A 23,081-nucleotide genomic window follows, 5' to 3' on the forward strand; every position below is an offset into this window, starting at 1 on the left:
ATCTCGTATCTCGTATCTCAAATATCTTTTCTTCCACGCACAAAAAAGAGCACCGAAGTGCTCCTATCAGATTTTAAGCTAGCTATTAATAACTAACGCTTATTGCCAAACAGCTGCAAGTGAATCCATCAGGCCGCTCGTTGCACCTTGTGACTGCAGTGCTTGAAGAATGATGGGTGCAAATGTTGTAACCATTGATGGATCCATACCTAATCCAGAAAACGCACTTTCAACGGCACCTTGTGAGCTTAATAGCGATGATAGCCCCGTAGACTCAAGGCTCGACATACCCGGAATCAGCGTTGCGAGTTCTTTGTTGTCGGCTGTGCCAAGTGAGTTTTGTGCAAGGGCTAACATTGAACCAATACCGCCAACTGCTTGGTCACTGCTAACAGAAGCTTGGTCAGCTACCGTATCTACAAGTGGTGTTGTTTCGTTCTGTTGAGACCACATATTCACTGCTGCCATCAGTGCAGTTTGGGATAGTTGGGAATAGTTGGTATCTGATGATGAACTTGTTTGTTCAGAGTCGCTCGTGCTAGCGCAAGAGACAACAGCAAGGCTGCTTAAAACTGTGATGAGTACTTTCTTCATTATTCGTCCTTAAGTAATAAAGTAATTTACTCTTTCACTATAAACGAAAAACGGCGATGTAGTCACATCGCCGTTGGATTATTTCAATTTTATTTGCCAATAGTATTTTGTTTTACTAAAGGTTTTTATAAAAATTAAAGAATAGCTAGAAGTTCTACTTCAAATACTAGAGCAGCAAATGGTGGGATTGCAGCACCTGCGCCACGCTCACCGTATGCTAGATCTTGAGGGATGTATAGCTTCCACTTAGAGCCAACAGGCATCATTTGTAGAGCTTGTACCCAACCTTGAATTACGCCAGTTACAGGGAATTCAGCAGGTTGACCGCGAGATACAGAGCTGTCGAAAACAGTACCGTCAGTTAGTTCGCCGTGGTAGTGAACACGTACTTGCTTGTCTGCAGTTGGGATTTCGCCAGTACCTTCAGTTAGTACTTCGTACTGAAGACCAGACTCAAGAACCGTTACTTCTGAACGAAGAGCGTTGTCAGCTAGGAAAGCTTCGCCGTCAGCAGCAGCAGCTTTAGCTAGTTCTTGACGTGCAGCTTCACCGCGAGTGTGTAGCTCTTGTAGTGCGTTGTTGATTTCGTCAACTTCGATAGCTGGCATGTCACCAACTAGAGCTGTTGCGATACCAGCAGCGATTGCGTCAACGTTTAGGCCTTCAAGACCAGAACCAGCAAGTTGTTGGCCCATTTGTAGACCGATACCGTAGCTAGCTTTTTGCTCTACAGTTTCAAATTTTACTTCAGACATGAAAAGTCACTCTTTTTGTCAGTACGAAAAGGGTAAGAATACCAGTATTAGCAGCGTGAAGAAACGGCTAGTCCCTGATCACTTGCGCTTTACCGTGCCCAAATCACAGCCATGTCAATTTTCTCGCTTTGGGCCTTGTTGTGACGGAAAGATCTATACTGTTGGTACTTTGGTTTTTATACTGTAGTTATTCAATGTATAGGACGCAGTGGTATGAATCGTCGTCAAAAGAAAAAACAGAAAGTTGACCACTTAGCAGAATTCAAGGATCGACTGAATCAGGTCAAAGAGAAATTGAGTTCGATCGATGTGAAGAAAATGAAAACCTCGACAGCGCAAACTTGGGGTTCATTGCCGAAGTTACACCAAAGACTGTTGATGGTGATTTCTCCGATCGTACTGATATTACTTTTTGTGCCGCTACCAGAACCTAAAGTAGACACAGCTCCAACAACATCGCGCGTTGAGCTTGAAATAAACACCGTCGGCTTAAGCGAACAGCAAAATGCCAAGAACAGCTCATTAGAACCGAGTAACAAAAATTGGCAGGAGTACCTTGTTAAGCAAGGGGATACGTTAGCGCAGGTTTTTCGAAACAACGATTTGCCATTGTCTGACTTGAATGCGTTAGTGCGAATTGAAGGTGCAGATAAGCCGCTCAGTCAGATTCGTAAAGGCCAGCTGGTTCGTTTCAAACTTGCTGAAACTGGGCAGTTGGACATTCTTCAGCTAGAGAAAGGCGACACTTCGGTGATGTTCTTCCGCTTATCCGATGGTGGCTTTGGTCGCAGTAAGTAGATGAATAGTGAGCCTGATTTAAAGCGCTTCACCAGACACAGATAAACGATAGAAAAGAGCTAAGCATTAGCTCTTTTTTTTGGTCGCTTGAAAGGGGCGAGTGGCAAGATGATAAGCATGATTCCGATAAAGGTTAATGTATCCGGAATCTCATCGAACCATATTGCACCTATTAGCGCGACAAACACCAATCCTGAATACTCAGCCAAGGCAATTTGGCTAGAGTGTGCTTTTTGATAGGCAGCAACCGCAAGGCCGTTGTAACTTAAGATTAGCGTCGCACTCAGGGCTATGTATCCCAAATGCTCCACAGACACCGGCTGCCAGTATAAGAAGCACAGTACTAATGAGGCTGGAATAGAGAATAAGGTTGTCCACCACAGCGTAGTGACCACCGTTTGCTCACTAGGAAGCTTTCTTACGAGTACATTAAATAGTGCTAGGGTGAGTGCTGTCCCCAAAGCAAACAGTGCCGCCCAATGAAATTGTGATGGCCTCAAGACAATCAATGCACCAATAAAACCTATGGTTGTGCCGATCACCTTGCCGAGTGCCGGTTGCTCTTTCAATAGCAACATTGAGAGCGGCAACATCAGTAAAGGCGCGACATAAAATACTGCGTTGGCGGTTGCCAAAGACAAGTGAGTGATCGCGACCACCATGCACCCACTGCCGATCAGAATTAACTGACCTCGAATGAAGGTTACCTTAGCCTGCTGTAAGCGCCGTTGTTCTTTTTTCTGCTGTAGCCACAAAGGGGTGATGATGAGCAGAGATATCAACTGTCGGAAAAAAATATACTGTAAGGGCGGTACTTCGCCATTTAACAGCTTTACCGCTACGTCGGAAAGCGAGGCAAACAAGTTACCTGCAACCAACAATAGAATACCGGCAGTGATATTCGTCATTATTTTTCTAATCTCATGTCTATATGAGGAATGTCATCTTCGAGGTACATATCCGAGATGGTGTTGAAGCCGTGGCTCGCATAGAAGTTTTCTAGGTGTTGCTGCGCGCCAATATCAATGGCCGTATTTGGCCAAAGAGCCTCGCAGCGTGTTAATGCTTCTTTTATTAATTGATGCCCCAAGCCATCACCTCTTGCTGATTGCTTGGTTGCGACTCGGCCGATGCTGGTGTTGTCGTAAGAGCTACCTGGTGGTAATAAACGTGCACACGCAACCAACTCATCATCAGAATAACCAAGCAGGTGCTCAACACCTGCGAGTGTATCTTTACCGTCGAGCTCTGGATAAGGACAAGTTTGCTCAACCACAAATACATCGACTCTTAATTTAAGTAGTTGATAAAGCTGTTGTGTTGAGAGTTCAGAAAAAGGAATTGAGTGCCAAGTGATCATGTTTACATCCAGAGATTATCGATGCCCTGAATGTACTATGCGTGATGATTGTTGGCATTAACTATTGTTAATTCGACCTTTAATTCTGCTCAGGCTGATTGCGGTGATTCCTAGATAAGCGGCAATTTGATTGTCATTTAAGCGCTGCTCAAGGTCGGGATAGTGCTCGCAGAACAGCTGATAACGTTGCTCTGGTGTATAGAGCAGCATGAAGCGTTCTTTGTTTTCCTTATGCATCAGCTGTGTTTCTAACAGCTTTAAATACAAAGGATTATTTGATGCACGCCACTCGATAACCGCATTCATTGGCAGCTCTAACATGGTGATGGGAGTCAGCGTTTCTAATAGGTAAGGGGACGCTTGGCTTTTTATCAGACTCTCAAAGCCGATGATCCAATCTTGTTCCCAATAGAACTCTTTACTGTATTGCTTACCATCATCAGTGAGGTAGCAGGCATGGCACAAGCCTTCAAGTACAAAGTAGATTGAACTCGCCATCTCACCTTGATTGATCAAGATGTGTCTGGTTGGCAACTCAAGTGGCTTGGCGACAGCAACTAGAGATTCAATCTGGCTTTCAGAGAAGTCGAAGCTTTGTAGTTGTTCGATAAAAGAGGTGTGCATGAAAATAACCTAACCCAAATAAGTGCCGAAATCATCGCACTTATTTGGAGAGAGGTACAGAGCGGGATAAATCAGCGGCGTGCGTGTTGCTCTAGGTAATCTTGAGCAAGCTCTCTGCCCATGTATTTACCCAGAGTCTTCAGTGGTACCTTTTTAAGGTTCACCACAATCAAGCCATCCAAGGCATCATTAAACGATGGGTCGACATTAAAACACACCAGTTTACCGTTCATCCCTAGATATTGGCGCAGCAGTACCGGCAGGCCTTTACCTTGCTCCATGCGTGCTAACACTTTAGAGAGCAGAGGCACACTCGCCAGTGAAGAGAGCAGGTGATTTTGCCAGAACACATGACTGCTGGTATTGAGTGGTGACGAAGGTGAAACCAAATTCGCCTTTTCCTCATCATAATGGTGGATTGATAACGTGGTCGCGATCAACAGACGCGCATTGTGGCTGTAATCATTGCTGATACTGACTGGGCCGAACAGATGGGTATATTGAGGGTGACGAGACACAAAGGTCGCAATGCCTTTCCACAATAGTAACAGTGAGTTCAGGCTCTTTTGGTAAGGTTTACTTACTACCGATCGCCCAAGCTCAATGCTGTTTTCTAGAGTATCAATGAATTCTTGGTTGTAGTTAAACAGGCTACGAGAGTAGAGCTGATCAAGCCCGTGCTCAGCGATGAGTTTGTCGACCATACCGAGTCGATACGCGCCAACCAGTTCTGCCTTGGTTTTATTCCACACAAACAGTTGATGGTAGTAAAGGTCATACTCATCTAAATCACAGGCCAGCCCGCTGCCTTCTCCGACTTCTCTAAAGCTTTCTTCTCTTACTCGACCAATCTCGCGCATTAAGTTAGGAATGGATTGGCTTGGTGTGCAGTAGACCTCAAAGTTCCCTTGCTCGAGCAGTTTCATCTCTTCAGGGAGTGAGTCTATCTCTATTGATAAGACTTCTGGTGGAATAGGCGCTATCACTTGGGTATCGAAAGAGGGCGCGTGGATTGGCGTGTTCGGACTATCTTGTTGACTCATTAGATAGGTATTAAGTCGTAGGTAGTTGACGATATCCATCTCTTTTTCAAACGATTTTATCTCTGAATACGGAATCGATGAGCCAATCGAGATAGAGATAGTTGTCGCTTGTTTATTAAGAAGTTCACGCCCGAGTAGAGCGGTTCTCAACAGTGGATGAACACGACCCGCTTGATAGAAAAGCTCACTGTTCTTGCCATTGATAAAGATAGGTACCGTGGTGGCTTGGTGACGTTTGACGAATTTCGCTACCGACTTGCTCCACTCGATGTCTGTCAGTGTTTTTGCCCCTTTACGGTAGCTTGATACTTCACCTGCTGGGAATACAATCAATAGTCCACCATCAGCCAAATGACGATTGGCATCTCGAATCGCTTTGGCATTGGTGCGTTTCGATTCTTTACTGTTAAAGACATCGACACCGATGAAAAGATCATCCAGTTCAGGCAGGCGCTTAAGTAACTCATTGGCCAGCACCTTCACATCCTTTCTTACTGATCCTACGAGATCGGCAAGGATCACGCCTTCGATGGCGCCAAGCGGGTGGTTCGCCACAATCACGACAGGCCCTTCTTCCGGGATGTTTTCCGTGCTTCCCGATGCAACCGAGTAGTCGATATTGAGCGCCGACAGAGTGTAATTCATGAATTCGAAGCTAGATAACTCGTTTTTACGATCTTGGTAGAGTCGGTCTAGCTTAGATAGCCCAGTTGCCCACTCGACAACAGACTCACCTAAACCAAAAGGCGTGTAACGTGGTAAACGAAAAGGACTATCAATCATAATGAAATTACCTTACTTAATCAGTTGCGGCCAAACTTTATCGGCTTGTTGAATATGCTGTGCTTGGTCTTGTTCCCAGCGCTGCTTAATCTCTTGGTCGTAGTTAAGATAAAGTTTGTCATCAACTATGGTCCAATACTGTGGGTCACCTGGTGCGAAGTCGTTTTTGGCAGAAACGGCCCATGCGCAATAACCACCATATTGAGGGGCATATTTTTCAGGATTATTAACAAATAAAGTCAGATTCTTTTCAGAAGAGAAATACCAATCCGCCCCTTTGTACTCAGTGCTGAATTTTTTACTGCCTTCAATGGGCTTACCGGAAGTGAAATATGCGACGGTATCGTAGCCATCGAGCGCCTTACTGCTAAAGAAACCAGTGTAGATTTCATCGGCGGCAAATACGTACGGGCTAACAAGTAGCAGAACCATGGTGAATAGTTTTCTCATGATGGACTCCATCTATAGATTGATTGCGGGTGATAAATCAAAGGTAAAGCGCTGCTGATTTATCTGACATGGTTTAATGGGTTCGCATGGTGAGCCGGGTGCATAAAACATAGAGGCTTGACCATGCAGGTTACGTAAGTGTGTAAAGCTCACGGTATGTGCGTCTTCGCGATGCATACAAGTTGCTAAATGGGGCTGTTCACTGTGATGATGAGAATGAAACTTCAGTAAGTTCTGTTGATTTTTACCTGCCGCCATAAGCTGATCATATTTTGCTTGTCGGTAGGCTTGCACTCGCTCTAAATCAACACCGGATGAGAACAGTGGAGAATCAGTGTCGACTATTTTTTGTTGAATATCATCCCACATATAGGCGATAACCAGACCATTGTGTTGGGTTAGATTGGGCGCGAAAGCCAGCAAGGTAAATGGGGCAAAAAAGTGTAGGTCTAGCTTGTGAAATGCTTCAGAGAGCTGACTGATATTACGACTCGATGATAGATTTTTAAGTAGCAAACCGCGGCTGACTAACGGCCCAACGGGCACTGTGCCTTGATAGTTATTGAGTAGGCATAGCGAAAGCCCGAACTCATTAATACTTATCCAGCTACCGCCGCCAGTTGGGTCGAGTGGCATAATGATATCGACGCCGTTAACTCGATATTGTCTGGGTGGCATTGCCAGTGCTCGCGTCTTTTGTTCATCACGATTAAAAAAGACCTGATAACCATTCTCTTCAAGCAGCCAAGATACTGAACACATGATTATTGCTCCCTCAGATAGCTGTTGGTGGTTGGGGCATAACCAAAGGTGTTGCAGGTCTCGACGTCTAGGAAGGTGGTGATCACCTTGATCATCGCGTAATGATGATTGGCATGCAGTGCGGCAAAGGTGACCTCTCTTTCGAGCGTTGAAGGCAGGCTTGCGAACACTTGAGCATCCATCGAAACCTCGGTTTGGATCATGATAGGCGCTTCGAGATCTCGACGGTCTAATCGTTCAAGCCAGTTGATCACATAGTGGATCTCTTTGACTGCAATAGAGCGGTCGTATTCGACAGGATGACCACGACGACGAGTGTTGTAATCAACGGCCTCATCCTCTTTTAAAATCAAGGCGTGAAAAAGATCCAGTGTGTGACGAGTATGTTCACCGATAGAGCTTGTAACGTGTGGCTTTGCTCGTGTCAGGTAATCGCTGTCAGAAATCGCTAACAAAAACTCTAGACCCTGATTCAATATCTCTACCGCTCCCTTGATACTAGGAGAGAAAGAAGTAAGGGCGCTCGGTTGGGCTATGGGGTTCATTCATGATCCTCGTGCAAAGTTAGTCGGTAGTCGGATATTGTTGAACAAGACGTCGCTCTTCTTGCCACGCCGCAAATAAGCTCTTGAAAGAAGGGGATTGGTGGCCTCGTTGTTTTTGCTGAGCGCCAATATCAAAAAGAATGCGATATTGCAGGAGTAGCGTAGAAAATATCTCTCGTAATGGGGTGTTGCGATCCCAGATATGTCCAGCCTCACTGCTTGCGCCATTGACCTCAAGAATCGTGAAATCCTCACCGTTCATTAGGCTGTACATGTCTTTAAACTTGACGTCGAGTCGACCAAAGTGAAAGCCATCGAAGTCGTCGAATATCTCGTCTAAGCGTTCTGTTAGAGCCTGAGTGATGTATTGATTACCGTCTCGGAAGATACAGCCACGGCTATGGCTGCCTGCAAACGCGAGTTGGAACTCTTCACCCTCTGCGAGCACTTGATCCAATTTATCTTCATGCCTTGGTAGATACAGGTGGCTGAGTTGCCCAGCGCGCGGGCTGTTTTCAATTAACTGCTTGAGTGTCGACTTGCCATCACCCATCACCATTGGCGCATATTTGAGTGTGATCGAGATGATCTCACCTTGCTTTTTGTTTGGGTAACGAACGTAGAAAACACCCGCTTCGGCTTGATAAGGCGCCTTTTTCTGCAATAGAAAGCGAGCATTATTTGGGAAAGATTCAACATATTGCTCAAGTTGATCTTGGTTGTTGATCAGCTTAACGCCAACACCTCGACAGCCAAGATCCGGCTTTGCCACGATAGGGAAATCAAGATCCGTTTGTATGAGTGCGCTGCGTGCGTCTTCGGCTTGTTTTTTACTGCCGAGATCCGTTTTGGTTAGGGTTATAAACGGTGAGATCCAACGCTGACTTGAAGATCCGGCAAGGCTCAATATCTCGTGTTTTGATTCGCCTACCATGCCGCTTAACTTGATGCTCGGGTTGGCGATGAGCGGCAGCGCCCAGTCAAAGTGCCGTAACCCTTGCATCAGGCTTTGAATGACCACTGGCGTGTAGAAGAACCAAGTCGGAAGAAACTCATAAGGAGAGACACTTCGCACGGTATCTTTTTCAAGCAGAGGCATACCTGCATTAATTTGATGTGCGGGAATGATGCGAATATCTTGCGGTGAACTCATGATAGCCCTCTAGAGTAGGTTTTATTCATTAATCGATTGCCGATAAACAGCAAAACGATGGCACACGGGATGATGATCCATTGATATTCAGAGGCTTGCAGCCAGGCTGATGTCCCTAAATAGTAGATGGCAGAGAAGACAATGCCAGTCCAGAGCGCAGTTGCGCTGATGACGGCAAATAAGAAAGTAGGCAGTGGGATGGCGAAAAAGCCACTCAGAGTAAAACCAACGGTGCGTAGCCCAGGAATAAAGCGGATAACAAAAAGGCTGCTGAATGCGTTTTGGCGTAATTTGGTACGAAGCGAACGAAAGTACTTATTGGTGAGGGCTTTATATCGAACGCCTCGGAAGTAACGTCCTGATTTACCAAGGTAATAAAGACCAAGATCACCAGTGGCAATGCCAATGAAAATTGCAAGTAACGCATATTGCGGTGGGATGAGTGCTTGAGTCGCTAAACCAGCGGCCGTCACGATTGCCAGATCTTCAAGCAGGTAAGAAAGCGCGATAATGCCAAGCATCAGCCATAGCAGCGACTCCTCCCCTGAATGTAACCATGCTTGAATGCTCTCGACGGTGCCCATCAAATGTCCTTATCTATCCTATAGATGAATGGCTTATCGGCCATTCATTGAGTGTAGTAAATTAAATAGACAGGAGGAGCTCAGAAAAACTTACAGCGAATTGCTGCTTTTTTACGTTGATTGGATTCAATAGGTGATTTGAGGTGTGCGATATTAGGCGAAGAATGAGCAGGAGTTTAAGCTTCGAAAGCTGAGGCCTTACACTAAGAATTTAGATAAGAAAAGAAAAAGGCTGAGTCGTTAAACTCAGCCTTTTAGAAGGTTAACTATTGATTACTAGAGTAATCTATTTAGTTAGATCAATTTGGTAAACGCCGAAACCAACATCGTCAGTGGCAACACGTTTCATTGGGTATTGACCCTTCTCTTTAATGAACTGTGCCGCTTTCTCACTTGGCGACGTTTCAAAGCGGATATCTAGCTTTTTATCCGTTTTGATTGGTGCGAATGACCAGTTGTTGTCCGCGCTTGGGCTAACTTGACCTTGCTCTTTGCTTACGCGAGAGATGTAGTTCGCCAGTACAGTACGGTTCTCATCTGGTGCATCAAATGCGATGAAGTCTTCACCTGTGCCTGGGAATTTAGCGCTGTAAGCTCGGTAGTTGTTGGTTGCGATCAGGAAGTCTTGCTTCATGTCGATTGGCTTACCTTGGTAAGTTAGGCCAACAATACGCTGAGAATCAGGGTTAACGACTTTACAGTTTGCATCGTATTTCGCAGGCTGAGTTACGTCGATTTGGTAATCCACACCGTCGATAACATCGAAGTTGTAAGTACGGAAGTTATCCCACTCAATCAGCTGTTGTGGTGCTGTTGAGTTCACATCGATTTGGTTGAATTGGCCAGCAGAACACTCAAGCCACTCTTTTACTTCGTGACCTGTTACCTTCATTGCAACTAGCGTGTTCGGGTAAAGGTATAAGTCAGCCGCGTTACGGAATGTCAGTTGGCCAGATTCAACCTCAGTGAAGTTCGCTGGGTCATTCTTACGGCCACCGGCTTTGAATGGCGCAGCAGCAGAAAGTACTGGCGTACCGTCTAGGTCTGGGTCACCTTGGATGAACTGTTCAACGTAATCTTTCTGTGCAAGGTTAACGATTTGAACTGTTGGATCGTCTTGTACTAGAGACAAGAAGCTGTACATCACATCGTCTGCTTTACCAATCGGTTGGTTAACAAACTCACGAGTACCAGCGTGATCTTTTTCTAGTGCCGTTACGATGCCTTCATCAGCAGCAGCAAGAGATTTCTTCTCGATCTTGTCGTAGATAGGGCGTGCTTCTGATTGGCCTTTAACGACTTCCCACTTACCGTCTTTTTGTGCAAGTGTTAGATCCATAACACCAACGTGGCTACCCCAACGACCTGGCATTACTGCCGCAACGCCGTTCATTGTGCCAGTTTCGTTGTCGATGCCTTGAATGTCATCAAAACCTTTACCTGGGAAAACTGCGTGAGAGTGGCCGAATGCGATCGCATCGATGCCGTCTACTTCAGATAGGTAGAACGTTGAGTTCTCTTCGCCATTTTTGTATGGGTCAGTTGATACGCCTGAGTGAGGGATAGCAACGATAACTTCAGCGCCTTCCGCTTTCATTTGAGGCACTAATTCGTTAGCCGTCTCAATGATATCGCGAGCGATCACTTTACCTTCAAGGTTCTTCTTATCCCACGTCATGATTTGTGGTGGAACGAAACCGATGTAACCCACTTTTACTTCGTGCTCTACGCCAGCAGTATCTTCGAACGTGTGCGTCTTGATGATATAAGGCGTAAAGTAGTGTTCTTTGGTTTCTGCGTCGTAAACGTTAGCACTGATGTACGGGAAATCAGCGTCGTTGATAGATTCTTCTAGGAACTCAAGACCGTAGTTGAATTCGTGGTTACCTAGGTTTGCAGCGTCGTAGCTTAGTTGGTTCATAGCTTTGTATGCAGGGTGAACTTCGCCCGCTTCGATGCCTTTGTCTGCCATGTAGTCACCCATTGGGCTACCTTGCAGCAAGTCACCGTTATCAACTAATACGCTGTTGGTTACTTCGCTTTGAGCTTCTTTTACTAGAGTTGCAGTACGTGCTAAGCCAATTTTTTTCGATGGCTTGTCTTTGTAGTAGTCGTAATCCATTAGATTGGTATGGATATCCGTCGTTTCTACGACACGTAATTTAATCACTTCATCGGTATCTGGTGTTGTTGTGCAGCCTGCTAAAGTCAAACCAAGACCCGCAAGTACAGCCAATGACAAAGGTTTCATTGCAACTTTCATTTTGTAGCTCCAAAGTGGATAGTAGAAAATTCGTTGCGTAATGTAACAAAACCGAATGAAACAATGATTACAACGAATGTTAATTCGTGACTTAGATCGATTACTTTATGGTGTTCTGCAAGACGCCTCCCAAAGCTGCTCAATCCATGCGCAACTGATATCGATAATATTAGTTCATTCATTTCACCGGCTTATCGGTAAATTCAATCCCTTATCAGCTTTTCGAATAAAAAATGAAATTTTAGAATTTCCAGTAATATGAGAGGCTCGTCATAATGCCTATATCAAGGACGTATCAGGCAGATGAATAGCAAGGATAGCTCAAAACGAAGCTTCTGTTTTCTTCTAGTGCCAATACTCCCATTCACTCAAGTGGATGAGTTAAATCCCTTGCTTGGCAAGACCAAGTAATGAATTGCTCGTAACGCGAGCCTTAAAGGAAGCACTGAAATGGACCAAGAACGTTTAACCCACCTAAAACAGCTCGAAGCGGAAAGTATTCATATTATCCGTGAAGTAGCGGCTGAGTTTGATAACCCAGTGATGATGTACTCCATCGGAAAAGATTCTTCTGTGATGCTTCATTTAGCTCGCAAAGCGTTTTATCCAGGCAAGATTCCATTCCCACTATTGCATGTAGATACGGATTGGAAATTCCGCGAGATGATTGAGTTTCGTGATCGTACGGCTAAAAAGTACGGCTTCGACCTTTTAGTACATAAGAACCCAGAAGGTATTGAGATGGGTTGTAGCCCATTTGTACATGGTTCTTCGAAGCACACTGACATCATGAAAACACAGGGCCTTAAGCAGGCGTTAAACAAGTATGGGTTCGATGCGGCTTTTGGTGGTGCGCGTCGTGATGAAGAAAAATCTCGTGCGAAAGAACGTGTTTATTCTTTCCGTGATAAGAACCATACGTGGGATCCAAAAAACCAGCGTCCAGAGCTTTGGCACACCTACAACGGTCAGGTTAATAAGGGCGAAAGCATTCGTGTCTTCCCGCTATCTAACTGGACTGAGCTTGATATCTGGCAATACATCTACCTAGAGAGCATCGATATTGTTCCACTTTACCTTTCAGACAAACGCCCTGTAGTTGAGCGTGATGGCATGCTAATCATGGTTGATGATGACCGTATGGAGCTGCAAGAAGGTGAAGTGATTGAAGAGAAAAGCGTTCGTTTTCGTACTTTAGGCTGTTACCCATTAACCGGAGCGGTTGAATCTGAGGCGAATACGCTAACAGGCATTATTGAAGAGATGCTGGTGGCGACGTCTAGTGAGCGTCAAGGTCGAGCGATTGACCATGATCAGTCGGGCTCTATGGAGCTGAAAAAGCGCCAAGGTTATTTCTAAGAATCTAAGGAAAGAAAAATGAATAGTGCAGTAGAAGCCGAATTGGCTGAACTAGGGATTGAAGGTTATCTAAGTCAGCATCAGCATAAATCTATGCTTAGATTTTTAACTTGTGGCTCGGTAGATGACGGTAAAAGTACGTTAATCGGTCGCTTGCTCCATGATACAAAGCAGATTTATGAAGATCAGCTAGCAGCGGTTCACTCTGATAGCCAACGAGTGGGTACCACGGGTGAGAAACCTGATTTAGCACTGCTTGTTGATGGCTTGCAGGCTGAGCGTGAGCAAGGGATTACGATCGATGTGGCTTATCGTTACTTCTCGACTCAAAAGCGTAAATTCATTATTGCTGATACCCCAGGGCATGAGCAGTACACGCGCAACATGGCAACAGGCGCTTCAACGTGTGATCTAGCGGTGATCTTGATTGATGCTCGTAAGGGCGTTCTGGATCAAACACGTCGTCACTCGTTTATTTCTAACCTGCTTGGTTTGAAGCACTTCATCGTCGCAGTCAACAAAATGGATCTCGTCGAGTACTCGCAAGATCGTTTTGAGGAGATTCGCGATCAGTATCTAGAGTTTGCTGAAAACCTAGAAGGCGAAACTAACATTCAAATTCTGCCTGTTTCTGCGCTTGAAGGCATTAACGTTGCAGCGCAAAGCAAAGAGCTTGCATGGTTCGAAGGTCCGTCTCTATTGGAAGTGTTAGAGAACGTCGATATTGACCAAAAACGTTCTGCAGGTGAATTCCGATTCCCTGTTCAGTATGTCAATCGTCCTAACTTAGATTTCCGTGGCTTTGCCGGCACCGTGGCTTCTGGTCGTGTCAGCGTGGGTGATGAAATCAAGGCGCTGCCATCAGGTAAAACGTCTAAGGTGGCTAGTATTGTGACCTTTGATGGCGAACTTGAATCAGCGCAAGCGGGTTTGGCAGTAACGCTGACTCTTGAAGATGAAATCGATATCAGCCGTGGTGATTTGATTGTGCTGGAAAATGCGCAAATTGAATCAACTAACCATGTATTAGCTGACATCGTATGGATGACAGAGCAACCACTGCAACCGGGTAAAGCTTACGACATCAAAATCGCAGGCAAGAAAACCGTCGGTCAGGTTGAAACGGTTCGTCACCAATATGACATCAACAACCTATCGACTCACGCTGTCGATGAGTTGCCATTGAATGGCATTGGCTTGTGTGAATGGTCACTGAACGAGACTGTCGCGCTGGATAAATACCGTGAAAGTGCCGATACCGGTGGCTTCATCGTTATCGACCGACTAACCAACGTGACGGTTGGCGCGGGTTTGATTCGAGACCGTTTGGACTCTGTTGAACAGCAAGTCGGTAACTTCTCTGCATTTGAACTTGAGTTCAACGCATTGGTTCGCAAACATTTCCCTCATTGGGATGCCAAAGATCTAAGCCAACTACTGAAGTCATAAACGACCAAGTAACAGCTTATTGAATCAGGCGGAAACCGATCGTTTCCGCCATAAAGGACGGGTATATGTGGCAACAAGGATTTGTATTAGCGATTTTGCTCGGCATCATTACTTGCCTGCTCGTTACCCGTATTAAGCCAAGCTTTATCTTTGCTGGCGCGGCGTTTATTGCTTTTATGGCTGGCATGATCGACTTGTCGAGCTTGGCTAATAACTTCACTAACTCCTCGTTACTGACTTTAATTCTTCTGATCCTCGCATCAAGTGCGTTGGAGAAAACTCGCTTAATCAGCTGGGTTAGCCGCAATATCTCTGAAGGTAGGCTAGGTACCGTGGTTGCGAAGTTGGGTATTTCTACAGCGTTACTTTCTTCTTTTACTAATAACACCGCGGTGGTTGTTTCTTTGATCGGGGCGATCAAACGTAATCAACAGCACGCGCCGTCTAAGTTACTTATCCCTTTGTCATACGCTGCCATCTTAGGTGGCACCCTAACATTGATCGGCACCTCTACCAATTTGATCATCAATAGTTTTGTTGAAGATGCAGGTTTACCGAGCTTAAACTTTTTCACACCTACCTTGATCGGTTTAGCGGTTTTGGTCGGTGGGGTATTGATCCTTATTCCTCTTAGCTATTTTCTACCCAGCTACGATGATGGTTCTCAAGATGATCTGCCTTACTTTCTCGAGGCGCGAGTTGAGCCAGGTTCTCCATTAGTTGGCCGTAGCGTCAGTGAAAATAATCTTAGAGCTCTTAGAAAACTGTTCTTAGCCGAAGTGATTCGAGACGGTAAAACCACCGCGTCGATTGACCCTGATTTTATTCTTCAAGCTCGTGACCGATTGCTGTTTTGTGGTGATGTTGAGAGCGTGGCGACACTGCAAGAAATTCAAGGACTGACTCTGTTTGGTCAGCATCATTTGAATGGCCAGAGCTTTGTTGAAGTGGTGGTGAGTTCATCAGCAAGTTTTTGTAACAAAACCCTGAAAACTAGCCAGTTTAGAGATCGTTTCGATGCGGTTGTGGTTGCTATTCGTCGTGGCCATGAACGCCTAGAAGGTGGGCTAGGGAATATCACATTGACCGCTGGTGATACCTTGATTTTGGTTCCAGGTAAACGCTTTGAAGAACAGCGCCAACAACACAACAAAGAGTTTGTGTTGATGAATGACTTAGATTCGAGTGCCAAGCTTGATGCCGACAAATCGACGTTCGTGTTGCTCGGCTTTGCTAGCGTGATTGGTTTAGCCCTTATCGATGCAGTACCTATTATCAAAGGCTTAGCTGGTTTTCTACTGTTGCTGGTGGCATTTGGCGTGGTGCAACTGGGTGAGCTCCGCCGCCGTTTCCCAGTCGATATTGTGGTGATCGTGGGCTCTGCACTTTCTATTGCTCAACTGATGATTTCATCGGGTTTATCTGAGCGGATGGGGCTGATGTTTATGGAGGCGTTTAATGGCTGGGGCGTATTCGGTGCGTTAGTTGCGACCTACTTTATGACTTTGGTTTTGACAGAGCTGGTGACCAATAATGCGGCTGCAGCACTCTCATTTCCGATTGGCTACAGTATGGCAGTAGGTTATGGCGTTGACCCTATGCCGTTCATCATGGCGGTACTGTTTGGTGCCAGTGCCAGTTTTATCTCTCCATACGGCTACCAAACCAACTTACTTGTTTATAGCGTAGGTAATTACCATTTAACGGATTATCTGCGTATCGGCATTCCAATCTCGATTGTATATTCGGGCTTGGTGCTGACCCTAATTCCTTATTTTTTCCCATTTTAATGCTGTTTATTTAAAGGACTAATTATGACCGCAGTACTCAAATCCAAAGATGAGAATGTTGTGTGGCATCAACACTCGATTGATAAAACATTTCGCGCGGATCTGAAATCACAAAAGCCAGCCGTGCTCTGGTTCACGGGGTTGTCTGGTTCTGGTAAATCGACAGTCGCTGGAGCATTAGAAAATCGCTTGGCACAGCTTGGTTACCATACTTATTTATTGGATGGCGACAATGTGCGTCATGGATTATGTAGTGACCTTGGCTTCTCTGAGCAAGATCGTCGAGAGAACATCCGTCGTATTGGTGAGCTTGCTAAATTGATGGCAGATGCAGGCTTGATCGTGTTGTCAGCCTTTATTTCTCCGCATCAAGCTGAAAGGCAACTCGTGAGAGATTTATTGCCGGAAGGTGAGTTTCTTGAGGTGTTCGTCAATACTCCATTAGAGGTTTGCGAACAGCGTGACCCTAAAGGTCTGTATAAGAAAGCACGTGCCGGAGAGATCCCGAACTTTACAGGTATTAGTTCAGTGTACGAAGCGCCTCAGAACCCTGAGATTGATCTACCTGCAGGTGAGAAGACACTCGATGAATTGGTCGAACTGTGTATTGATGCGTTGGAGAAGCGAAATATCTTAGCCAACTGAGATCGTTGGTATGACTAAGGCTACTCAGCTGTTTATCTGTTTATTCACGACCGATAAATAGTGCAGCCTTAGTTTACCGAGACAAGAAACCTATCCTCTAGATTCTCTTTATTCCTCTCTATACTTCACTTTTTACACCGTCTATTTTAGCTCCGTCGAGTGTCTAGACGGTGTAATTTACGCTGCTTTTCACTTCTGTCTGTACTGTGAATTTCTGGCTCAATAGTGCAATCAGTTGATCGTAATACTGCGTGTTTGGCTTGTTACCGAGCAAGGTACAAAGCTCATTGCCTGTAGGGCTGAATCGGTAGTAAACCAGCTTCACGCCTTTTGATAATGGTGCCAGTGACATGCTCTTACCTTGATAGGTTAGGTGCAGGGCTGGATCGAAATCAATCTCTCCGGATTCTAATTCTGTGCCCAGAATAATCCCGAGCTCTATCAAGTGGAGCAAGCTGGAGTAGGGCAGGTTGTGCCCACCAAGGTTGATGGTGTTGGTGGTGTCCCTTTTGCCAAAGTTGAATAGCCCAGCATGAGATTTAAAGCCGAGTAAGAGCTTTCTGCTGTTATCGCTACCAAAGCTACAACCCAGTGATGCTGCCCTTTGTAGGGTTAACGCTTCTTTTGGTGTCATGTCTTTTAAGATTTGCAGTGCCTTCATCGACGTCGAGCCTGGGTTGGTGACTTCTCGTTTCAGTACTTGAGCCCATAGCCTCTGCATCGATGTATTGTGGATCTCTTGTGCCATGTCGAAGAAACGGTATAACCAGTCCTGATCCGGGTCTCCAGCCGCTTCATCCTTACATGAAGAGTGCGCCAACTTTAGAATCTGTTCTAGGTTCTTTTGGCGAAGCTCTCTACGTTTTTTCTCTCGCAATAGTGCCCGTTCGATAAGCGTACTCTCAGCTTTATCCTTTGGCTTGGCACTATGACTAATTAAGAAATCGAGGCCGAAGCTTTGTGCGATGTGCAGCATTCTGCTGGCACTGTCGGCAATATGAGGCTTTTTCTCATGCTTTTGCTGTGTATCGCTAGCATGCTCAATGATCACTGGCTGTTTGGTTTCTGACATAAGAGTACCGTTAGGAGACGACTCAAGACCAATCCTAGTAAATAATTGCTCGCTCTAGCTTGTTAAAACGCTCGATAACGGCGTTAGAACTTTTGATTGTAGAATAACCACTTATCAAAAAGCTCCGCCTGGTTCTCAAGCCTTTTTTCTACGCTATTTCTGAACACTTACTTATTGTGATTGGTATAACTGTCTAAAATGTAACTCTTTATCTTATTGGTGGCTAGATTTTGCGTGCAGAGTTGAAGGTTTCAACAAAATTTTACTTTTGCTAGTGATAATAAAATGTTAAATTTGTTGTAATTCTCAAGGAGGAGTTATGAATCAAGCCAATGATAACAAGCTGAAGAAACAGCTTAGTATAGGGTTATTACTCGCGACTTATGTCGCTGTTCTAGCTTACTTATCTAATTACATCGCGTAATTCAGAAGAAAATTATCGTTATTAAACTGTTATTGAATGATCACACTCGTTCAGTGACGGCAGCTCATCCTTGAGCCACCCTTCTAATGACTACATGTCGTCATACTCTTCAATCGCAGTACCTTCAATAAGATAACCGGTTTGCGCTAAGTCATGGCTGATTGACTCAGTTTTCAGCGTTCCGACCAAATAGATCACATCCCATAACTGCTGTATTGGTGCACCTTTCGGGAACTTCACGTAGATGATTTGGTTCGGTGGCGGCGGTGGCACGTGGATACATGCGCCAAAGTACGGTACCAGCAGAAACTCAGTGATCATATTCTCATCACCTTCCAATGGAATCACAAAGCCAGGAATCTTCACTGTGCTGCCATTCAGCTCTGGGCGAACAGCACCAAGTGTCGATTGTTGAGGTTTGTCCATACTATTGTGGTCAACCATCGGCATACCAAATGAATCTAGCTGAGCACGTTCTGATTCTGGAATCAAATCAATCCATTCAAGTGTTAATACCGATTCGTCATTCTGAGTGGTTTCAGCGTGAGCTGTACTGATAAATGGGAACAGAAGTAGCCCAAGTATCAGTAGGAATTTGCGTTGCATCGTAGGTTCCTATTTTAGATTCGAATCGTCATGCCATCAGACAATGACTGGCGGTAAGCCCTGAAAGCGGGAATAAAGCCGATAATGATTCCGGCAATTTGTACCAGCATAAGCAGTTTCCACTCATGCGGTGTGATTGCGGATATCGATATGTTGATACCATAACTTTGTTGCACAATAGGAGCAACCACTGCGATCAGCGCAAACAGCACTGCAACACCTAATGTAATGCCAAGGAAGGTTAGCGCACTGGCTTCACTGATCAGTAAACCAAACACATGAGGAGGTCTTGCGCCCATCGCACGTAGGATAGCCATCTCTCGACGCCTTTCTTGCAAGCTAGTGAGTAGGCTACTGAGCATACCCAATAATCCGGCGACAACAACAAACCCTGAAACAATCAGCAGTGCTTGTTCAGCAACGGCCATCATTCCCCACAATTCGTGAAGCGCAATGCCCGGCATAATGGCGCTTAAAGGTTCTTGGCGGTAGTTATTGATTTCTCGTTGCAGTGCGAAGGTTTGGATCTTCGATTTAAGGCCAACCATCATCGCGGTAATCTGCTTCGGTTGGAAGTCACGTTGCTTTAGCGCTTCAGCATTCGGTGTGTGCCCGAGGTTGGCACCTGATTCCCAGCCAACATGAATTGCTTCGATTGCCTCTAGCGATACGTGTACGGTTTTGTCTACTGGTGTTCCTGTTGGCGCGAGTATTCCCACAATCTTGAAGGGCAGATTATCGTGACGGCTAAACGCAACATCACTGATACCGTGCGCAAGAATGATTTGATCACCTATTTTGTAATCTAGCTTCTTCGCAACATCGGCACCAATCACTACATCAAATAGCTGTTCAAATTCTTTACCTTGTTGGAAAGTAAGTAATTGCTTACTTCCATAGCGATAGTTTTCAAAGTAACTATGATTTGTACCCATCACACGGAAGCCTTTGTGTGAATCGCCCAATGATATTGGTATCGCCCACTTTACTGCGTTGTGCTGGCTAAATTCTTCATAGCTTTTCCAGTCGATGTTGTTGGTCGCATTACCGATTCTGAATACTGAGTAAAGCAGCAGGTTGACCTGACCAGAGCGGCCACCAACGATAAGGTCAGTACCTGAAATCGTATTGGCGAAGCTGCTTTTTGCTTCGGTTCTAACGCGTTCTACGCCGAGCAAGAGAATGACAGATACCGCCACCGTGAGAATGGTGAGAATAGCCGTGGCTTTACGGTTGAGTACGCTTTTTAAGGCTAAGTGAGTAATTACTTTCATACGACAACCTTAGCTTGGTTAACGGTTTTTAAATCTATGGTTCGAGTAAATAATTTTTCTAGTGTTGGATCATGGCTAACAAAGATAAGAGTAGAACCTGCCTGGTTGGCTTGTTCTAACAACAGTTCGATAAAAGCTTCTCGGTTGTCATGATCCAAAGCCGAGGTTGGCTCGTCGGCAATAATGATTTTGGGTTGGCCGATCAAAGCACGAGCGGCAGCAACACGTTGTTGTTGACCGATGCTCAACTCGGTAACGGGCTTGTCCATTAAAGCTTGAGGTAGCTTTAATCGGAGTAACAACTCTCGAGCCGTCTCTTGTAAGCTTTTCTGGCTTTCAGCGACTTGCTGTTTACGAATCTGTGAAAACTGGCAAGGAAGCGTCACGTTATCGATAACTGATAGATAAGGAAGCAGGTTAAATTGTTGGAAAATATAACCAATATGATCGGCTCTGAATTTATCTCTTTGACGAGGTGTAAGCTGAGTGAGGTCTTGATCAAGGATAGAGACTTCTCCTTGCTCAGCTTGGTTGATTCCGGTCAGTAGCCCTAACAAAGTTGATTTTCCACAACCACTTGGCCCTTTAATAAAAAGGTGCTCTTGGGCTTGGATGTGAAGAGAGGGGATCTCTAGCGTTGGTGGTAATTCAGGCTTCCAACGAAAGCTGATATTTTCGAGTTTGACCACAAGTGATGAACTGTCAGAAGACATGCTAGCTCCAATAATTAAAGCGGTGTATCTACTGGACAGTAATTTGAAACATAAATTCCCAGGAACACACCGATTTGAACAGCCAAGTAAGCGATGACTTACCTGGCTGTTTATTTTACGTTTAATCCGATCTAGGAGTGATTAGAATCGGAAACTAATACGCTCTGCGTTAAGCACTTCTTGTACTTGAGCTGTGTCTGTTAGTAGGTTCACCGTCATTTTTTCAGTGTTGCTGAACTTAGAGAACCACTGAGTGCTAACTGTGTCTAGCTTAGCAACATCTGAACATTCATAGTGGTACTCAACAGTGAACTCACCGTGGCCACCTTCTGAGTGATCGTGGCCTTCATGATCGTGGCCTTCATGATCGTGGTGGTCGTGACCTTCGTGGTCATCATGATCGTGCTCAGCGTGGTCATGGTCTTTGTGGTCATCATGATCGTGTTCAGCGTGGTCATGGTCTTTGTGGTCGTCATGATCGTGTTCAGCGTGATCATGGTCTTTGTGGTCGCCATGACCGTGTTCCGCATGGTCATGGCCTTCATGGTCGTCATGACCGCCTTCTAAGGTGTTTGCTACTGACTTGAACTTCAGAGTACAACTCGCATTGTTAAAACTAAACAGCTCTTCTGGCTTGTTTAATTGTGCGATAGCCTGTTCAAACACTTTCTTCTGTTCTGCAGTTTTTGGAGCATGTTCAAACCCAACCACATCTGCGCCTGGAGCTGTTACTTCAACAAGCAATTCTTGCCCATCTTGCGCGATGTTTACTTCAACTTGGCCATGTACGTGTGCATCATGAGAGCGGAATTCTTCGTTAGCTAGAGCATTTGTAGAGACAGTCATGCCGATAACAACGGCTAAAAAAGTAGGTTTCATGTTTTTTCCTGAATAAAGGTTAATTAAAAAGTAGTGGTAATTAAGCGATATTTACAGGAGGTGAGCGTGCCAAATAAGCGAAATATAGCCGCTGTAGTGAAGTTACTGACTCTGTAATAGCGACAGTAAATTCCGAATGGAACTCTGGAATCTGTGGTAGTGAGTGCGCTGTGATGAACTGATTAAGCGAAAATAGCTCACAATGGTGTGAAGTGTGGTGCTCTGGTGCGATATCCACAATGTGTGTTGCGGCTAACACGCTTAACATGAGCATAAGCCCAAGCAAGAAGCCTGTTTTGCGTTTCACATTGTTGGGTGTGTTTTGCCACATCAGGATGATTAACCACAGAATTAAAAAAAGGATACTGTTATAATATAACAATATCCTTTGGTTAGGTCTCGAAAAAGACGCGAATATCTTATTAAAGGCTCGCTTTAATCAACTCAATGACTTGAGTGACTTCTGATTCGTTTAATGCACCTTCTTTTACAAACAAGATTTTACCTTGCTTGTCTTGAACGATAATCGCTGAGCTTTCTTCTTTTAGAGCCCATGTTGACGCAACGGCGCCGTCTTCATCTAGGACCATAGAAGACCATGGAAATTCTTCTTTGCTGCTTTCGGCAGACGACTTAACAAAAGACCCAGTACCCCAAATCGCATCATCTTGGTTGATGATAGTGGTGGTTTGGTAGCTGTCTTCTGAGAATTTCGATGCGGTAATGGCTGCCATCAGTGGTGCGTTGAGCTCTTTAGAGCTGCTGCGGCCAGCGATAGCTTGAACGACGCGAACTTTACCTAGAAGATCATTGGTTGCCCAAGCTTGATATCCAGTATTTCCGTCGTTTAGAACAATCTCACCATAGTTACTCACATCAACGGCAGGCAGGGTAGCGCCTACTGATAGGTTGTGAGCATTGGCGAAGAGTGGAGAGGCTGCGGCTAGAAAAGCCAGTAGAGTTTTGTTTTTCATTATATTTTTGTTCCGCTTATTGGTTTGCACAGGAAGTATAATATGAAATTTGAAAAATGCCTCTTTAACTTTTTTATCGTACGACGTAGAAAGAAGTTGCAGGCTTGTTACCAAAAGGTATAATGCATCAATATCAAGATGAACAATAGATTATCTTGCTGTTTGCTAAAGGAATTAGCGAT

General features: G+C 45.0%; 24 protein-coding genes. 5 read left to right on the forward strand and 19 right to left on the reverse strand.

The features are described from left to right. Window positions 1–99 precede the first annotated feature (99 nt). Both AB4323_RS18905 and AB4323_RS18910 read right to left on the reverse strand, forming a co-directional pair. On the reverse strand, window positions 100–594 hold the full coding sequence (locus tag AB4323_RS18905) for a DUF2780 domain-containing protein (RefSeq protein WP_065584306.1): 495 nt from the start codon (window positions 592–594) through the stop codon (window positions 100–102). Between the two features lie 134 nt (window positions 595–728). Next, a complete protein-coding gene (locus AB4323_RS18910) occupies window positions 729–1,349 on the reverse strand; it encodes an FKBP-type peptidyl-prolyl cis-trans isomerase (RefSeq protein ID WP_008220519.1) in 621 nt (206 codons plus the stop codon). 213 nt (window positions 1,350–1,562) lie between these two features. Here AB4323_RS18910 and AB4323_RS18915 point away from each other — a divergent pair, with 213 nt between their 5' ends. Continuing rightward, on the forward strand, window positions 1,563–2,147 hold the full coding sequence (locus AB4323_RS18915; protein WP_017068022.1) for a LysM-like peptidoglycan-binding domain-containing protein: 585 nt from the start codon (window positions 1,563–1,565) through the stop codon (window positions 2,145–2,147). Between the two features lie 59 nt (window positions 2,148–2,206). Here AB4323_RS18915 and AB4323_RS18920 read toward each other — a convergent pair whose 3' ends face one another. The 10 genes from AB4323_RS18920 to AB4323_RS18965 form a co-directional block, all read right to left on the reverse strand. Then, the gene (locus tag AB4323_RS18920; RefSeq protein ID WP_017058877.1) at window positions 2,207–3,055 is read right to left on the reverse strand and encodes a DMT family transporter; all 849 of its coding nucleotides are present in this window, start codon (window positions 3,053–3,055) and stop codon (window positions 2,207–2,209) included. Continuing rightward, complete coding sequence (locus AB4323_RS18925) at window positions 3,055–3,507, reverse strand: GNAT family N-acetyltransferase (RefSeq protein ID WP_372153108.1); 453 nt, start codon at window positions 3,505–3,507, stop codon at window positions 3,055–3,057. Before AB4323_RS18925 ends, AB4323_RS18920 begins: the two co-directional genes overlap by 1 nt. A gap of 57 nt (window positions 3,508–3,564) precedes the next feature. Next, window positions 3,565–4,131: a Crp/Fnr family transcriptional regulator gene (locus AB4323_RS18930; protein WP_017058879.1), complete on the reverse strand. Its 567-nt coding sequence runs from the start codon at window positions 4,129–4,131 to the stop codon at window positions 3,565–3,567. A 71-nt stretch (window positions 4,132–4,202) separates the two neighbouring features. Beyond that, on the reverse strand, window positions 4,203–5,957 hold the full coding sequence (locus AB4323_RS18935) for a lysophospholipid acyltransferase family protein (RefSeq protein WP_017058880.1): 1,755 nt from the start codon (window positions 5,955–5,957) through the stop codon (window positions 4,203–4,205). 12 nt (window positions 5,958–5,969) lie between these two features. After that, window positions 5,970–6,407, reverse strand: coding sequence for a YHS domain-containing (seleno)protein (locus AB4323_RS18940; protein WP_017058881.1), 438 nt, complete (start codon window positions 6,405–6,407; stop codon window positions 5,970–5,972). Between the two features lie 12 nt (window positions 6,408–6,419). Then, window positions 6,420–7,169 carry an NRDE family protein gene (locus AB4323_RS18945; RefSeq protein ID WP_372153110.1) on the reverse strand — a complete coding sequence of 250 codons (750 nt, stop codon included), beginning with the start codon at window positions 7,167–7,169 and terminating at the stop codon, window positions 6,420–6,422. Window positions 7,170–7,171: 2 nt separating this feature from the next. After that, window positions 7,172–7,714, reverse strand: a complete 543-nt coding sequence (locus AB4323_RS18950; RefSeq protein ID WP_032545608.1) for a hypothetical protein — start codon at window positions 7,712–7,714, stop codon at window positions 7,172–7,174. Between the two features lie 19 nt (window positions 7,715–7,733). After that, window positions 7,734–8,867, reverse strand: coding sequence for an ATP-grasp domain-containing protein (locus tag AB4323_RS18955; RefSeq protein ID WP_102427909.1), 1,134 nt, complete (start codon window positions 8,865–8,867; stop codon window positions 7,734–7,736). Further along, a complete protein-coding gene (locus tag AB4323_RS18960) occupies window positions 8,864–9,451 on the reverse strand; it encodes a DedA family protein (RefSeq protein WP_017071303.1) in 588 nt (195 codons plus the stop codon). The genes AB4323_RS18955 and AB4323_RS18960 overlap by 4 nt, the downstream gene beginning before the upstream one ends. A 286-nt stretch (window positions 9,452–9,737) precedes the next feature. Continuing rightward, on the reverse strand, window positions 9,738–11,714 hold the full coding sequence (locus AB4323_RS18965; protein WP_372153112.1) for a bifunctional 2',3'-cyclic-nucleotide 2'-phosphodiesterase/3'-nucleotidase: 1,977 nt from the start codon (window positions 11,712–11,714) through the stop codon (window positions 9,738–9,740). A gap of 414 nt (window positions 11,715–12,128) precedes the next feature. Here AB4323_RS18965 and cysD point away from each other — a divergent pair, with 414 nt between their 5' ends. The 4 genes from cysD to cysC all read left to right on the forward strand — a co-directional run bounded on the left by cysD (window position 12,129) and on the right by cysC (window position 16,957). Then, window positions 12,129–13,073 (forward strand): sulfate adenylyltransferase subunit CysD, encoded by a 945-nt coding sequence (cysD, locus tag AB4323_RS18970; RefSeq protein ID WP_226088532.1) that lies wholly within the window; start codon window positions 12,129–12,131, stop codon window positions 13,071–13,073. Between the two features lie 18 nt (window positions 13,074–13,091). Further along, window positions 13,092–14,522: a sulfate adenylyltransferase subunit CysN gene (gene cysN / locus AB4323_RS18975; protein WP_372153113.1), complete on the forward strand. Its 1,431-nt coding sequence runs from the start codon at window positions 13,092–13,094 to the stop codon at window positions 14,520–14,522. Window positions 14,523–14,587: 65 nt separating this feature from the next. After that, window positions 14,588–16,312 carry an SLC13 family permease gene (locus tag AB4323_RS18980; RefSeq protein ID WP_017067554.1) on the forward strand — a complete coding sequence of 575 codons (1,725 nt, stop codon included), beginning with the start codon at window positions 14,588–14,590 and terminating at the stop codon, window positions 16,310–16,312. A 24-nt stretch (window positions 16,313–16,336) separates the two neighbouring features. Beyond that, window positions 16,337–16,957 (forward strand): adenylyl-sulfate kinase, encoded by a 621-nt coding sequence (gene cysC / locus AB4323_RS18985; protein WP_102320278.1) that lies wholly within the window; start codon window positions 16,337–16,339, stop codon window positions 16,955–16,957. A gap of 163 nt (window positions 16,958–17,120) precedes the next feature. Here the strand turns inward: cysC and AB4323_RS18990 are convergent, their stop codons facing one another. The 7 genes from AB4323_RS18990 to AB4323_RS19020 form a co-directional block, all read right to left on the reverse strand. Then, on the reverse strand, window positions 17,121–18,029 hold the full coding sequence (locus AB4323_RS18990) for a TIGR03899 family protein (protein WP_017058890.1): 909 nt from the start codon (window positions 18,027–18,029) through the stop codon (window positions 17,121–17,123). 514 nt (window positions 18,030–18,543) lie between these two features. Then, a complete protein-coding gene (locus tag AB4323_RS18995) occupies window positions 18,544–19,059 on the reverse strand; it encodes a DUF3299 domain-containing protein (protein ID WP_017058892.1) in 516 nt (171 codons plus the stop codon). Window positions 19,060–19,073: 14 nt separating this feature from the next. Further along, a complete protein-coding gene (locus AB4323_RS19000; RefSeq protein WP_372153115.1) occupies window positions 19,074–20,333 on the reverse strand; it encodes an ABC transporter permease in 1,260 nt (419 codons plus the stop codon). Further along, window positions 20,330–21,046 (reverse strand): ABC transporter ATP-binding protein, encoded by a 717-nt coding sequence (locus AB4323_RS19005; protein ID WP_017058894.1) that lies wholly within the window; start codon window positions 21,044–21,046, stop codon window positions 20,330–20,332. Before AB4323_RS19005 ends, AB4323_RS19000 begins: the two co-directional genes overlap by 4 nt. A gap of 141 nt (window positions 21,047–21,187) precedes the next feature. Further along, complete coding sequence (locus AB4323_RS19010; protein ID WP_372153117.1) at window positions 21,188–21,925, reverse strand: DUF2796 domain-containing protein; 738 nt, start codon at window positions 21,923–21,925, stop codon at window positions 21,188–21,190. A gap of 40 nt (window positions 21,926–21,965) precedes the next feature. After that, window positions 21,966–22,256, reverse strand: a complete 291-nt coding sequence (locus tag AB4323_RS19015; RefSeq protein ID WP_017063722.1) for a DUF2607 family protein — start codon at window positions 22,254–22,256, stop codon at window positions 21,966–21,968. 91 nt (window positions 22,257–22,347) lie between these two features. Continuing rightward, entirely contained in the window at window positions 22,348–22,899 is a 552-nt protein-coding gene (locus AB4323_RS19020; protein ID WP_017063723.1) for a YtfJ family protein, read from the reverse strand. Window positions 22,900–23,081: the final 182 nt, after the last annotated feature.

Origin of the sequence: Vibrio sp. 10N.261.52.C11 (assembly GCF_041471405.1) — a bacterium.
GTDB classification, from domain to species: Bacteria; Pseudomonadota; Gammaproteobacteria; order Enterobacterales; family Vibrionaceae; genus Vibrio; species Vibrio crassostreae_C.